The 13,568-nt window shown below is 57.8% G+C and carries 17 protein-coding genes; 15 read left to right on the plus strand and 2 right to left on the minus strand.

The window, feature by feature from the left end:
* From ABIL25_03185 to ABIL25_03255, 15 genes are all read left to right on the plus strand, one after another.
* A partial coding sequence (locus tag ABIL25_03185) for a T9SS type A sorting domain-containing protein (protein ID MEO0081282.1) occupies nucleotides 1-851 on the plus strand: 851 nt, incomplete at its 5' end.
* Nucleotides 852-1,872: 1,021 nt separating this feature from the next.
* Entirely contained in the window at nucleotides 1,873-2,253 is a 381-nt protein-coding gene (gene rpsM, locus ABIL25_03190) for a 30S ribosomal protein S13 (protein MEO0081283.1), read from the plus strand.
* Nucleotides 2,254-2,628, plus strand: coding sequence for a 30S ribosomal protein S11 (rpsK, locus tag ABIL25_03195; protein MEO0081284.1), 375 nt, complete (start codon nucleotides 2,254-2,256; stop codon nucleotides 2,626-2,628).
* Nucleotides 2,629-2,677: 49 nt separating this feature from the next.
* Nucleotides 2,678-3,295 (plus strand): 30S ribosomal protein S4, encoded by a 618-nt coding sequence (gene rpsD, locus ABIL25_03200; protein MEO0081285.1) that lies wholly within the window; start codon nucleotides 2,678-2,680, stop codon nucleotides 3,293-3,295.
* Complete coding sequence (locus ABIL25_03205) at nucleotides 3,292-4,299, plus strand: DNA-directed RNA polymerase subunit alpha (protein ID MEO0081286.1); 1,008 nt, start codon at nucleotides 3,292-3,294, stop codon at nucleotides 4,297-4,299. Before rpsD ends, ABIL25_03205 begins: the two co-directional genes overlap by 4 nt.
* 3 nt (nucleotides 4,300-4,302) lie before the next feature.
* Nucleotides 4,303-4,782, plus strand: a complete 480-nt coding sequence (gene rplQ / locus ABIL25_03210) for a 50S ribosomal protein L17 (protein MEO0081287.1) — start codon at nucleotides 4,303-4,305, stop codon at nucleotides 4,780-4,782.
* A gap of 6 nt (nucleotides 4,783-4,788) precedes the next feature.
* Nucleotides 4,789-5,217: an aspartate 1-decarboxylase gene (panD, locus tag ABIL25_03215; protein ID MEO0081288.1), complete on the plus strand. Its 429-nt coding sequence runs from the start codon at nucleotides 4,789-4,791 to the stop codon at nucleotides 5,215-5,217.
* Nucleotides 5,214-5,951: an NTP transferase domain-containing protein gene (locus ABIL25_03220; protein MEO0081289.1), complete on the plus strand. Its 738-nt coding sequence runs from the start codon at nucleotides 5,214-5,216 to the stop codon at nucleotides 5,949-5,951. The genes panD and ABIL25_03220 overlap by 4 nt, the downstream gene beginning before the upstream one ends.
* Nucleotides 5,948-6,400, plus strand: a complete 453-nt coding sequence (locus tag ABIL25_03225; GenBank protein MEO0081290.1) for a LytR C-terminal domain-containing protein — start codon at nucleotides 5,948-5,950, stop codon at nucleotides 6,398-6,400. The genes ABIL25_03220 and ABIL25_03225 overlap by 4 nt, the downstream gene beginning before the upstream one ends.
* The gene (gene rsfS / locus ABIL25_03230) at nucleotides 6,400-6,792 is read left to right on the plus strand and encodes a ribosome silencing factor (protein ID MEO0081291.1); all 393 of its coding nucleotides are present in this window, start codon (nucleotides 6,400-6,402) and stop codon (nucleotides 6,790-6,792) included. Before ABIL25_03225 ends, rsfS begins: the two co-directional genes overlap by 1 nt.
* Nucleotides 6,789-7,247 (plus strand): PTS sugar transporter subunit IIA, encoded by a 459-nt coding sequence (locus ABIL25_03235; GenBank protein MEO0081292.1) that lies wholly within the window; start codon nucleotides 6,789-6,791, stop codon nucleotides 7,245-7,247. Before rsfS ends, ABIL25_03235 begins: the two co-directional genes overlap by 4 nt.
* Nucleotides 7,244-7,594: a C4-type zinc ribbon domain-containing protein gene (locus ABIL25_03240; protein MEO0081293.1), complete on the plus strand. Its 351-nt coding sequence runs from the start codon at nucleotides 7,244-7,246 to the stop codon at nucleotides 7,592-7,594. Before ABIL25_03235 ends, ABIL25_03240 begins: the two co-directional genes overlap by 4 nt.
* 53 nt (nucleotides 7,595-7,647) lie before the next feature.
* Nucleotides 7,648-8,424 (plus strand): hypothetical protein, encoded by a 777-nt coding sequence (locus ABIL25_03245; GenBank protein ID MEO0081294.1) that lies wholly within the window; start codon nucleotides 7,648-7,650, stop codon nucleotides 8,422-8,424.
* Nucleotides 8,415-10,169 carry a helix-hairpin-helix domain-containing protein gene (locus tag ABIL25_03250; protein MEO0081295.1) on the plus strand — a complete coding sequence of 585 codons (1,755 nt, stop codon included), beginning with the start codon at nucleotides 8,415-8,417 and terminating at the stop codon, nucleotides 10,167-10,169. The genes ABIL25_03245 and ABIL25_03250 overlap by 10 nt, the downstream gene beginning before the upstream one ends.
* 101 nt (nucleotides 10,170-10,270) lie before the next feature.
* Complete coding sequence (locus ABIL25_03255; GenBank protein MEO0081296.1) at nucleotides 10,271-11,101, plus strand: histidinol-phosphatase; 831 nt, start codon at nucleotides 10,271-10,273, stop codon at nucleotides 11,099-11,101.
* Nucleotides 11,102-11,147: 46 nt separating this feature from the next.
* On the opposite strand, the gene ABIL25_03260 is transcribed toward ABIL25_03255, so the two are convergent.
* Nucleotides 11,148-12,284 (minus strand): ABC transporter substrate-binding protein, encoded by a 1,137-nt coding sequence (locus tag ABIL25_03260; protein MEO0081297.1) that lies wholly within the window; start codon nucleotides 12,282-12,284, stop codon nucleotides 11,148-11,150.
* A 97-nt stretch (nucleotides 12,285-12,381) separates the two neighbouring features.
* Nucleotides 12,382-13,563, minus strand: a complete 1,182-nt coding sequence (tgt, locus tag ABIL25_03265; protein ID MEO0081298.1) for a tRNA guanosine(34) transglycosylase Tgt — start codon at nucleotides 13,561-13,563, stop codon at nucleotides 12,382-12,384.
* Nucleotides 13,564-13,568: the final 5 nt, after the last annotated feature.

The raw sequence follows: 13,568 nt of genomic DNA on the forward strand, positions 1-13,568 counted from the left end.
CCGAGTTCTACCGGTATAACCCAGTAGCTGGAAGATGGGACACCCTGCCAGAGGTGCCGTATGGTGGGAACGCCAAGAAGTACGACAAAGGCTCGTTCCTAGTGTATGACGGTGTGAACTATATCTATGCGCACCAGTCAAAGTACTACGACAAGACCCAGGAGAACCCGCACCACTACATGTTCAAATATGACGTGGCAGCCGACTCCTGGTACAAGACTGCACTACCGGGCATGCCGGTGTATGGGCTTGAAGGTGGCAGGATAAAGAAGAAGAAGTCAGCGGATGGCGCTGCCGGCGTGTGGTACGGAGGTAATCTGTATGCGCTCAAAGGCGGCAACACGCAAGGCTTCTTCAAGTACTTCCCTGGAGCTGACACCTGGCATCAGCTTGACACCGTGCCTGGGAACGGGTCATTTGGTAAGAAGAAGCGGGTGAAGTCAGGTGGTGACCTAGTAGCCTATGGTGGCGGAGCATTCTTTGCCCTGAAGGGCAACAAGTGCTACGAACTGTGGCGGTACTTTGAGCCGGCAGGAACCTGTGGCTCTCCGCTTGCGGCTAACCGCTCTGGAGTTCAGACCGGATTCAAAGCCGAGCGGTCAGGGTTCAGGGTCTCACCGAACCCACTTGCGAACGGTTGGGCCGTGCTGCGCTACAGCCTGCCCAAGCCTGGGCCGGTTGTTGTCACGGTGTTTGATGTTGCTGGCCGGGCAGTCCAGCAGCAGATGCTGGCCGCAAACCGTGCTGGTGCGGTTGCGCTAGACCTACGCAAGCTAGCGTCTGGCGTGTACCTTGTCCGGCTTGATGCCAGTGACCTGACCCAGACCCAGAAGCTCGTAGTACAGAAGTAGACTGATCGGTCGGATCAGACAGATCCGACTCTCAACGCCGGGGCGGCCCAAGACCGCCCCGGCTAGCTATCTATTGCATCGGCGCATCATTGCTCCTAACGTTGCTTGTGCGTCCGGCTTGCGGTAACGCGAGAACCAAAGATGGCACCGAGCGCACAACCCCTGGCTAGTCATGCGGTTGTAAGGGTGGGAAATGATGCTGGTGTTCGGGTATTCGGCCGGTAGGTAGTGTGTAAGGCGACCTGGGGGACTGTCCCGGGGACAGTCCCCCAGGTAGATCCAGATGCAGCCCCGGGGTCAAACCCGGAGTCCATTCAAGAGCTTGTGGCTCAAGTTGTTAGCCAGGCGAGTCGGGGGTAAGTCCGGCGACTTGTGGCAGTAGTTGTTCAGGTAATTGTCCTTGGGGTTGATAGGGTATTGAGCCCTGAGTTTGAGTCCTGGCTAGTCCGATGGCCTACCTACCGGCAAGTCTGCAGGTTTAGCCGATACATCGCCTCGGTACTTGTCCGACAGTTTGCTTACCGAGTTGGACGTTGAGTAGCTGTCGAGACGGACAAGTAGCTGAGTAATCTTAGGGACCGACTCACGCTCCGCAAGTCCTGCGAAGCCAAGTTCAATTCAGCATGCGACTCGATTACGATATTGAGTCTCCCAGTGGACCTGACGCGCCTGGTCGTAGTGGAGTTCTGGGCGTGCTCCGTTTGATGTTTCGGTGGCCCGCAAGCGTCTTCATATGGGAATTCTCCTGTGACGCTGCGCTCTGGATTGATTACCAAAGAGTCTTTGGAACCCAACAACGCTGCCTTTCCCCTGCCAGGGAGTTGTCGTTTGTAGATGCATGCCGGGCGGTTGCATCGGACGATGATGCAGCAGGCACTGTTTTGCTTTTCGCCTTGTCTGTTGCATGTTAGTGTCGAGCAGAGCCATCGAAGTGCTTGACATGTGGCCGGATTCGGTTATAAATAAACACACTGCAGTAACAAAAGGCATCGGTAGGCAATTGCTACTAACAGGAGGATAATTGGCTCGTATTTCGGGTATTGACTTGCCCGATAACAAGAAGATTCTCTACGCTCTGCCGCATATCTACGGCATCGGGCTCCACTCGGCACGCCGGATACTTGAGGCGGCCGGGGTAAACGGCGACCGCCGGGTAAAGGAATTAAGCGAGGAAGAGGTGGCACGCATCCGTAAGGAGATTGACTCCGGCTACAAGGTCGAGGGAGAGCTGCGTGCCGAAGTCGCATCCAATATCAAGCGTTACATCGAGATTGGCAGCTACCGCGGTTCCCGACACCGCAGTCACCTGCCAGTACGCGGTCAACGGACGCGCACCAATGCGCGCACCCGCAAAGGACCGCGTAAGACTTCGGGCGTAATCCGGCGCACGGCGGAGGAGTAAATGGCGCGGCGAACTACGAAACGACGGATTGCAGCCCAGTGCGTTGCGCACATCACCACCACCTTCAATAATACGATGGTGACCATCGCTGACCCGGAGGGTGCGGTCGTCTGCTGGTCTTCGGCCGGTCGGGTAGGTTTCAAGGGGTCGAAGAAGGGAACGCCCTACGCGGCCGGTGTGTGTGCCGAAGCGGCGGCACGCGAGGCCGCGAACTTGGGCGTAAGGAAGGTCGAGGTGCGACTGTCCGGTCCGGGTCCGGGCCGCGAAGCAGCGATCAGGTCGCTGCAGAATGCCGGTCTTGATATCGTTTCTATCAAGGATATTACCCCAATTCCGCACAACGGGTGCCGGCCGCCAAAGCAACGCCGGGTATAGCCGAAGCTGTTGACTTGGTGACACAACCTTCTATAATCCGAGGCTAAGCATGGCAAGATACACCGGTCCGGTCTGTAAGAAGTGCCGCAAGGCGGCCGAGAAATTCTACCTGCGCGGCAACAAGTGTCTCTCCGACAAGTGCGTTCTGATGAAACGGGGCGAGGATACAGTTTTGAAGGGCCGTCGACGCAGAGTGTCGGCGTACTCAATTCAGCTCCGGGAGAAGCAGAAGCTCCGTCTGATGTATGGCGTGCTGGAGCGGCAGTTCCACAACTATTACCAGAAGGCAGTCAAGTACGCCAATACGGCTGCTGCACTGGTTATGCTGCTCGAGCGGAGACTGGACAACGTCGTCTATAAGCTGGGTTTTGCCGACTCAAGAGGCCAGGCCCGACAGCTCGTCCGTCACGGCCACATCACGGTAAACGGCCGGCGGGTGAATATTCCGTCCTACTCGGTGCGGGCCGGACAGACGATCGGTGTCTCCGGTGAGGAGGGACTTGCAATCGTCAAGCCGATTCTGGCCAACAAGGAGTCCGCGTCGGCCGCGTGGCTTTCGGTTGACCCGGTCGCGGTCACTGGCCGGGTCGAGCGCGAGCCGACGCCGGAGGATGTCAAGGACGTTCCGTGTAACACCCAACTGATTGTGGAGCTGTACTCGAAATGAAGCTTAAGCGTTTTGTCCTGCCGGAGAAACTGGAGTTTGAGACCGAGACGGCTACTGAATCATACACCAAGTTTATCGTAGCACCGCTCGAAAAAGGCTGGGGCGTGACAATAGGAAACTGTTTGCGCCGAGCACTGTTGTCCGCTGTCCAGGGTGCAGCCGTCACCCAAGTACGAATTGATGGCGTCCCCCACGAGTTTTCGACGATTGACGACGTAGTCGAGGATGTGCCGGAGATAATTCTCAACATCAAGAAGCTCAGAATGCGACTCTGGTCTGAGACGCCGAGGACTTGTACGCTTTCGGCCAAGGGTAAGCGTGAGTTTACGGCGAAGGACCTGACGCTGCCACCAGAAATCGTTATCGCTAACCCCGATCAGAAAATCCTGACGATATCGGACAAGAATCGAACCGTGCATATCGAAATGCTTGTCGAGAACGGCCGGGGCTATGTCACCGCCGACCGACTGAAGAAGAACCAGCCGGCACCGGAAGGGACAATCTTTCTCGACGCCTTCTTTTCGCCAGTGAAGAAGGTGAACTACTGGGTCGAGAGTATGCGCGTTCTGGACCGGACCGATTTCGAGAAGGTACTGCTTGAAGTCTGGACCGACGGCTCGGTGCGACCGGATGAGGCATTGATTCAATCCGCAACGATTCTCAAAAACCACATGGGTGCACTTGTGCCGTCAGAAAAGGAACCTGAGTTCATCGAAGAGGAGAAGTTGTACCGTGACCGCGACCGGCTGATTGAGGTGCTGGGCATGGACATTGAGGAACTGGAACTATCGAATCGGGCACTCAACTGCCTGAAGAAAGGCCGTTCGAAGCGGACCGGAGAACGGATTTCAATCCAGACAGTCGGCGACCTGGTGCAGCGAACCGAGAAGGATATGCTTGACATCGAGAACTTCGGCCGGAAGTCGCTTGAGGAACTCAAGAAGGTGCTTGAGGATATGGGACTGACCTTCGGCATGGATACCACCGGTTTCGAGAAGGAGTAGGCGGTGCGGCACGGTTTCACGAAAAAGCTTGGCCGCACGAAGAGCCATCGCACAGCGTTGCTGAAGAATCTGGTCCGGCAGCTTTTCATGCATGAAAGAATTCAGACAACGCATGCCAAAGCCAAGCTCGCCCAGAGACTTGCCGAGCGGCTAATCCGGTTTGCCAAGAAGAATACGGTTTCGGCCCGCCGGCAGGTTGCTCGGACAATACCAGACAGGACATTACTCAGGAAGCTTTTCGACGTTATCGGACCAAGGTTTGCTGACCGGACTGGCGGGTGTACCCGCATCCTGCGACTTGGCCCGCGCGAGGGCGACGGTGCCGAGGTTGCTCTCCTCGAACTCGTTGTCCGCGAAGAGACGCATAAGGAGAAGCAGGTTAGGGCTGAGACCAAGAAGGGGCCGGCCCGTAAGAAGGAGAAAAAACCGGTCAAGGAAGCCAGGCCTGAGAAAAGGGGTAAGGCCGACTCCGGCAAGACCTAGTCCGCGGTGGCGCGTTTCCGGATTCTCGCTAAGTCCAAGATTCAGCGCCTAGTCGTCACCGATAAGAATCTCAGATACGAAGGGAGTCTGGAACTGGACCGTGACCTGCTGAAGGCGGCGGACATCCTCCCCGGCGAGATTGTCCAGGTCGTAAATCTGAACAACGGCAATCGGTTTGAGACCTACGTCATCCCGGCGCCGGCCGGCTCGGGCGCCTGCGTCTTGAACGGTGGCGCGGCCCGGCTGGGTGAGGCCGGTGATGAGCTGATTGTAATGTCAAGCACCATGGTTGATGAGACCGAGGCCAGCATGCATCAGATGAGAAGGGTGGTTGTCAACGAACACAATCATATTATAGACTTGCCTTCAACCGCAGATTATCCTGACTCGGTCCGGAATGGAAAGCAGCTGACAAAGCGTAAGGGACGTTCTTGACCGCTCTCATCCTGGCAGCAGGCAGAAGCCGGCGCATGGGCCGGGACGTCCCCAAGGTCCTGCTGCCGGTCTGCGGCCGGCCGCTCTTGGCCTACGTAGTTGATGCCGCACGGGGCGCTGGAGCAGAGCGGATTATTGTTGTTGTCGGCGATGGCCGGGACCTGGTGCAGCAGAAGTTTGGAACGGGTGGGCTTGAGTTCGCGGTCCAGACCGAACAGCGTGGAACCGCACACGCGGTCCTTGCTTGTCGCAACCGGCTGGCGGACGATGAAGAGGTCGTGGTCCTCTGTGGCGATGCACCGCTGATAACGAGCCGAACCGTCCGACGACTCGCTGCGGCTAGGGTCGAGACCGGAGCCGACATCGCACTGTTCACCGCCCGGCTGTCCGACCCCGCTGATTATGGCCGGGTCATCAGGGCCAGCAATGACGAAGTCGAGCGAATCGTCGAGAGGCGAGATGCGACCGAGCACGAGCTTCAGGTGAAAGAAGTGAACTCCGGCCTGTATTCATTTCAGTGGGGCAGGGTTCTGCCAGCACTTGAGCGTGTCAGGCCGAGTCCGACAACGGGTGAATACTACTTGACCGACCTGGTCCGGGAAATCAGGGCTGGGGGGGGTAGAGTAGTTGCCGTGCTAGCCGACGACCCGAGTGAAATGCTTGGTGCGAACACGCCAGTGGAGCTTGCCCGCATTGAAGCTGAGCTCGGGCGACGTGTGTACGCTCGCGGGTGAAAACGGCTCTGGCCTGGACGGTTCTGGTTCTCGTCTTCCTCGCAGCCGGCGCCTCGGTAACATGGCGGATGCTGCCGAAGGAGGAACCTTTGGAACTGAACCCAGGCGATGTCAGACTCGAAGTCGTGAACGGTTGTGGCGTGCCAAGGCTTGCAAATGCAGTGCGGGGTGAACTTGAGGCCAGAGGATTTGCCGCCATGAGTGTACGGAACAGTGACTCGGTCTGTGCGAAAACAGCCGTCGTAGACCTACTTGACCCCGGTTGCGGGTGTGCCGGAAAGGTCGCCCGGGCACTTTCAAGGCGTCAGCGACGGCTTGGCCTTCCGGTCGGGCCGCGGTTCGTCCCCAAGGTATCAGCCCAGATTGACTCCACAAAGTTCCTTGACGTAATTGTGGTAGTCGGGCAAGACTACAGGCAGTTCTTTCCGAACCTGGTGGTATTGTACTGATGGAAGCCCGAACCCTTGCCATTCGTTGCGCCGAACTCATTCAAGCTAAGCTCGGCCACGATATCGTCCTACTCGACCTGCGAGGGTTGTCACCAATCGCTGACTACTTCGTTGTCGCCACTGCCGGCTCGACGGTACACGCCCAAGCACTGGCCCGGGAAGTGGAAGAAAAGTTGAAACAGGAGGGCGAGCGGCCGCATCACGTGGAAGGTCTGGACCATGCGCACTGGATTCTGCTTGACTTTGTGGACGTTGTCGTGCATATTTTCCTAGGCGATGTTCGGCTGTTCTACGGCTTGGAAAGACTCTGGGGTGACGTACCACAAATCCGTTTCACCGAGAAGATTGGCGGTCAGCGAAGACAAACGATGACCAGAGGAGGTGCTGATTGAACCTATCGTCGTTGTTGAGGCCTGAACGGATATGTCTCGAGCTCAAGGCGAAGAAGAAAGTGGACGTGCTGCGTGAACTCGTGGCAATGGTCAAGCAGGACGAGAACGCAGAATCGTTGCTGCAGACACTGCTAAAGCGTGAGGAACTGGGTTCGACCGGTATCGGCAAAGGTATCGCAATTCCTCACGGCCGGTCGCTTCTCATTGACAAACTGGAACTTGCAGTTGGCCGTTCGACCAAGGGGATCGAATTCGACTCGATTGACAAGAAGCCAGCCCACTTATTCTTTCTAGTTATCGCGCCACCCCAGGACCGAGGCAATCAGTATCTCATCACGCTGGGCCGAGTGGCGATGGTCTGTCAGGAACTGGCTAAGAAGAAGCGGATGTTCGACCCGCAGACGCCAGAGGAATTTATTGAACTAGTGAGTACTCTGGAAGGCGGCATCAGGTGAATCAGAAGATCGAGACGCTTCGTTCGCTTGAGGAATTCGATCACATCCTGCGCGACATTGAGAGCGAGCACTACCAGGCGGTTGGATTCAAGGACATCCAGCCATCCGATGAATTTATCAAGACTGCGGAGAAAGAACGGGCCAAACTCACAAAGAAGATTGACCCAAAACTTCTCGCGCAGTACGAGCGGATCATGAAGCGATACGGTGGCAGGGTGGTGGTGCAGGTCATTCGCGAGTTCTGTGGCGGATGTTACGTCAAACTGCCTTCTGAGCTGGCGGTTCGCTGTCGAACCGAGCTTGTTTCCTGCCCGAACTGCGGTCGGTTTCTGTTCTACGTGAAATAGGTCAGTATCTTGTTCGGTTCCTGCCGTGAGGCAGGGGAAAGTGACGGACCGCAATGGCTGGGTTGTTCTGGGCGATGCTCTTAGCCTCGTTTGAGTTCGCACCAGCGACGGGCCGCGTCGGTTCAATGCTCGCCGGTGCGGCGGTTACCGAATGGCAGAGCTCGTTCTGCCTGAACCCAGCACTTGCCGGCCACGCGGAGCAGTACTTCGCGGGCGCGACCTACTGCCGGCCGTACGGGCTTGCCGGGCTTGACTGGTTCCACGCCGGTATCGGCACAAACCAGGGACGATGGAGCGGCGGCGTCAGCATTGGTAGCCTGTCCCTTGACCGGTACCGTGAAACCGAGATAAGACTAGAGGTGGCGGCCGTGCCAGTAGCCTCACTGGCCCTAGGTGCTGCCGCACGCACACTTATCAATGACGCTGAGCGCCGCGGGACCGATGTCGTGGGCGCCTTTGACATCGGTGCCTGCTGGCACCAGGGGACGTTCGGCTTTGGCGGGGTCGCGTCGGCAGTCAATGAGCCGGTATTCGACTCGGGCGACAAAAAGCCGCTGCAGCTAGTACTCGGTGCAGCGCTGCGGCCGGTCGAGCAGCTTCTGCTCGCCCTTGATGTCCGGCGGACTGGGCCGGATGAGGGTGCGGCGTTTGGGATTGAGTTCAACCTTGTGCCGCCGTTGGACCTGAGGGTTGGCATCGGGTACGAACCGTTGGTCTATGCCACCGGCGTCGGTTTGCACGTCAGCCCAGTGTCGGTTGACTATGCCTACCGGTTTCATCCTCAGCTCAAGGAAACGCACGTTGTCGGATTGGCCCTTCAGTGGCGCTAGTCTGGTTACTGTTCGGTATCGTTCTTCCTATCTCGTCATCCGAACTGCCTGAGAATGAGGATGACAACGCACTCCGGGATGAAGTTGAATACCTGCTTGCAAACCCGATAGACCTGAACCGGGCAACGGTGGAGGACCTTCTGGCCGTGCCCTGGCTGAATCCGTTACTTGCCTACCGGGTTGTTGCGGCTCGGGATTCGGCTGGCGGTTTTGCTGCTGTCCGCGAGCTCTTGGACGTGCCGGGCATGACTAAGGAGCAATATGAACTGCTCCGGTCGGTCGTGACGGTCGCAAGAAAGCCGTCACCGAACTGGGCTGGCAGTGCGCTCGCGCGGGTAGTCACTGATTCAGTGCCGCCAAGGATGCGGTCGTGGGCCTCGTTGAAGAGGCTAAATGTCACGCAAGGTTCTTGGCGGGGCAGCGCGGTGGTTGAGAAAGATCGTGGTGAGATTGGCTGGGCCGACTGGTTGGGTATCGGCATTCAGCACACAGGGACTAGGCTCCGCGTCACCGCGGGTGACTACAGCACAGGCCTGGGTCTCGGCCTAGTATTCTCCGGCCCGTACCAGCGTGGTTCGACCACCTGGCTTGCCAGCAGCGGTGCACCTTCGATGATGCGACTCGTCGGCACTGCACTGGAAAACCGCAACCTGCGGGGCCTGGGTGTGGAATTGAATTCGGGGAGTTGGCGATTCGGTGGATTCGGCTCCTTGGCGGCACGCGACGCACGGCTCAACCCGGACGGCACGGTTGAACGGCTGATGCTTTCAGGCACGCACGATTCGGCGTCTTCGGTCTGGCGCCGCCGTATCCAGGAGGCATCGGTTGGAGTGCTTGCTGACAGGTTCTGGCAGCGCGTGCGGGTTCAGGTCGGTGGGTGCGGAGTACGGTACAGCCGAGCATTCGTTCCCCAAGATTCGGTGCACTCCTTCTGTGGCAACGCACTTGCGGTCGGTGGCGTCGGACTTGAGGCCTGCGCCGGCGCATACCTGGTCCGGGCTGAAGCAGCAGGGTCAAGTGACGGTGGGTACGCAGCAGCAATGATGCTGGACGGCAACTGGCCGAGCTGGACCGCAGATTTAGCTGTGACCGGATACACCGCACGCTTTTTCGCACCGCTCGGCCGGTGGCGAGCGCTGACTGACCGCAGGAGCCGGCTCGAAGGTCGAGTCGGGCTTGGATTTCGGCATGCCGGATTTCGTGCCAAGCTCAGTGGCAACACCTACCGGGACTTCGTGCTGGATTCGCTCCCGGCGAAGTTGGAGCTGGACCTCGGGTACAACCCGGGACGATTCGAGGCCAAGCTCAAACTGGGTCGAAGCTCGCGACTTGAGCAGGGGCGGTCAAGAACCGCGCAGCTTGAACTAGACTGCGACCTTACGCGGACCGGGCTTAGACTGGTCTTAGCAGACGAATATCCGGAACTCGTTTCCGGCAGAGGACGAATGGCCGGCCTGGTTGCAAAGGTCAAGCTGGACCGCTTCTGGCTCGTGCTGACCGCGGCGCGGTTTGACATTGTCGGCAAAGGGGTCAGAATGTACTTTACTGAATACGGTCCGATGCGTGTCGGTTTCGGGTTCAGCACATCAAGTTCAGCCTGGCGAGGCACGCTAGGGTTCGGCTACAGAGTCAACCGGAGAACCGGTATTGGCATCCGGCTCGGCTACACGGCAAGGCAGACTATCAGCTTGGAATCCGGGGTACAGCTTGAGGTAGGGTTTCCGGAAGGAATCTCCAAAGACTGAGGACGCGCTGCCCTGTCCTTGGCGGTACGCGTATTGCTAGAGGCAAGAATCACCAACTCAGATACAGGCGCAAGAGCCCGAAGCGACGTATTTCTTGTCTGATGGTTGATTACCACGTTCACCCGAACTTCTCTCATGATGCCCGAGGCAGTATTGAAAACTACTGCCAGCGGGCAGTTGAAATCGGATTGAAGGAAATCTGTTTCACCACCCACTACGAGCCTGACCCGGTCCGAGGTGCCATCGAGTTCGTCATGGTCAATGGGAAAAGACTTTCGCCGCACTCAGAATGGGCCGATGCTTACTTCGCAGCGATAGAAAAGGCAAGGTTGCGATTTCCGAATCTCGCTGTTCTGGCCGGGGTAGAAATCGGATATGAGATGGGAATCGAGGGTTTGGTGAGTGATTTCCTTGCGAAGTACCGGTTTGACTACGTACTTGGCGCGGTGCATTGCCTGGACCACGTATGCTTGACCTCGGCCGGCGAACTCGAGGCATTCCGAGCAGCCTTTGGTAAGCAATCGCCCTCATCCATCGTCGAACAGTACTTCAAATACATCAGGGCAGCGGCTGGGGCCGGGCTATTCGACTGCCTGGCACACCTGGATATCTACCGTAAGTACATCATGTCACTCTACGGCCCGGAGTTCAATGAATGCGTCCGACAGGGAATGAGAGAGTTGCTTCGCGATCTGGTGCAGACCGGAATCGGGCTTGAGGTGAATACTTCGGCCATGCGGCGAGCCGACCCAGAACCATATCCGGCAAAAGAGATATTGCGTCAGGCCAAAGATGCCGGCATCAAGGTATTCACCATCGGATCGGATGCGCACAAGCCTGAACACCTCGGGTCCGGCTTGGAACCGACGACCAGATTGTTGTCCGGCCTTGGCATTACGCCGGCCCGCTTCCGGCTCCGACAGACGCTCTAGCGCGGCTGTCCGCTATTTCAACAGCAGCTGCTACTCTAGCCGGACCCTAAGGCGTTACCGTCGCAACGTATCTCTGGCCCTGGCCAGTATACTCCAGCACCGCGGCACTCTTTATCGGATTCCCCGACTCGTCAAAGCTTATCCTCCCGGACACGCACGGGAAATCCTTGATTGCCGCTAGGGCGTCGCGGATTTCCTTCGGCGAGAGCTTCGGTGCTTTCTTCAACGCCTCAATCAGCAGGAGCGCGGCATCGTACCCGAGCGTCGCCAGAGCATCGGGTCGCTGGCCGTATTTGGCCTGGTACTTGCCAACCCATTCTTGGACCTCTGGCCGCGGGTCGTCCGGCGAGTAGTGGTTGGTGAAGTACCCGCCGTGGATCGCACTACCGGCAATCTTCAGCATTTGCGGCGAGTCCCAGCCGTCTCCGCCCAACAGGCGTGCAGTCACACCGAGCTGCCGTGCCTGCTTCGCAATCAGACCGACCTTGTTATAGTAGTCTGGAATAAACAGGACGTCTGGGTTCTGTTGCTTTAGTTTTGTAAGAATCGCCGAGAAGTCAACGTCATCTTTGGCATAGGACTCGAAAGCAGTCACCGTGCCTCCGCGCTCCTCAAAAGCTGCGCGGAAGAAATCGGCGAGCCCCTTCGAGTAGTCGTTGCCGACGTCAAATATGACCGCTGCGGTCCGGGCCTTAAGGCTGTCACGGGCAAACTTCGCCGCGACTTTGCCCTGGAAGGGGTCGATGAAACACGCCCGGAACACGTAGTCCTTCCTCTTGCCGTCGTCTGTGACGGTGACCTTTGGGTTAGTCGAGGTCGGCGTGATCATTGGTATCTTGGACGCCTGGCACTTGTCGGAAAGTGGTACTGAGCATTTCGATGACACCGAGCCAATTATCGCAACCACACCATCCATGTCGATGAGCTTGCTACCGGCGTTTGCAGTTTCGGTCGGATCATTTTTGTCGTCACTGGTAATCACCTGGACCTTTTTCCCGGCCAGGCCGCCAGCCTCGTTTACTTCCTCAAACGCCAGCATTGCGCCGTTCATCGTGGACTCGCCGAAGGTCTTGACATCACCCGTGAGTGGCACGATCAGACCGACCTTGATAGTATCGGCTCGCTCACACACGGCTGCGGCCAATGCAATTGCACTGACCAGTACTGCTCTTACGATACGCATTCGATCCTCCTTTCACTGTTTCTTGCACTTACGATACCAGCCAACACACATTGGGACGCCGGCTTGAAAAAGCCAGTCGTGCATCGGACATCGGTCGTCATCGGTGTCCGTCGGCAGTCGCTGCCTCCTCCTCACCGGAACGGTAGCGTTCGAGGAACCGCCGGCTCCATGCGGTAAATTCCTGACCTGAAATCGCCCGCCGTGCTGCCTGCATGAGGTTCTGAAAAAAACTGACATTATGCAGGGTCACCAACCTCGGCCCGAGTGCCTCACCAGCAATGAACAGATGCCGTAAATAGGCGCGAGAGAAATTGCGGCAAGCATAGCAGTCGCACTCCTTGTCCAGTGGCGCCGGGTCGTCTGCGTGTCGCGCGTTTCTGATGACTACTCGGCCAGTGGAAGTAAACGCCGTGCCGGTGCGGCCGTTTCGAGTTGGCAGCACGCAGTCAAACATGTCCACTCCCAGACCAACAGCGGTTATGATATCCTCCGGATACCCTGCGCCCATCAGGTAGCACGGCCGGTCCCGTGGGAGTACCGATTGTGATACAGCCACCAGTTCATAGGTCAATTCTGACGGTTCCCCTAAACACAGGCCGCCGAGTGCATATCCTGGGAAATCAAGCTCGGCCAGTTCCATGGCACTGCGCCGTCTGAGGTCACTGTACGTACTTCCCTGAACGATACCAAAGAGTACCCGAGGAAACAAAGAGGCCTGGGCCTCGGTATTGTCCTCAATGCTAACCTTCAGTCTCAGTGCTTCGCGGCATCGGCGGGCCCAATGCGTTGTCCGGGCAAGCGCCTGCTCGGCTCGCTCCCGTGTTGCTGGGTAAGGTGGACATTCGTCAAGACACATTGCAATGTCAGTACCAAGGTCGCACTGAATATCAACAGCGTGTTCCGGGGTCAGAAAATGCCGGCTACCGTCAATATGTGACCGAAACTCGACGCCCTCATCGTCAACCCGGGCTAGTACCGCCAGCGAGTACACCTGGAATCCACCCGAATCCGTGAGAATGGCGCGCGACCAACCCATGAAACGACCAAGTCCGCCAAGCGTGCGGATCCGTTTGTGCCCTGGCCGAAGATACAGATGGTAGGTATTGCAGACGACCATTTCAGTACCGGTCTGTTCGAGTTCCTGCGGGGTCAGAGTCTTGACTGTCGCCTGAGTGCCGACGGGCATGAACACCGGGGTAGCCACTGTACCGTGTGCGAGCGTGAGTCGGCCGACCCGGGCCCGCGTGACTGAGTCCAACTGAGTAATCTCGAAATTCATCCGTC

Source organism: candidate division WOR-3 bacterium (assembly GCA_039801365.1).
Taxonomy (GTDB): domain Bacteria; phylum Hydrothermota; class Tepidihabitantia; order Tepidihabitantales; family Tepidihabitantaceae; genus JBDRUN01.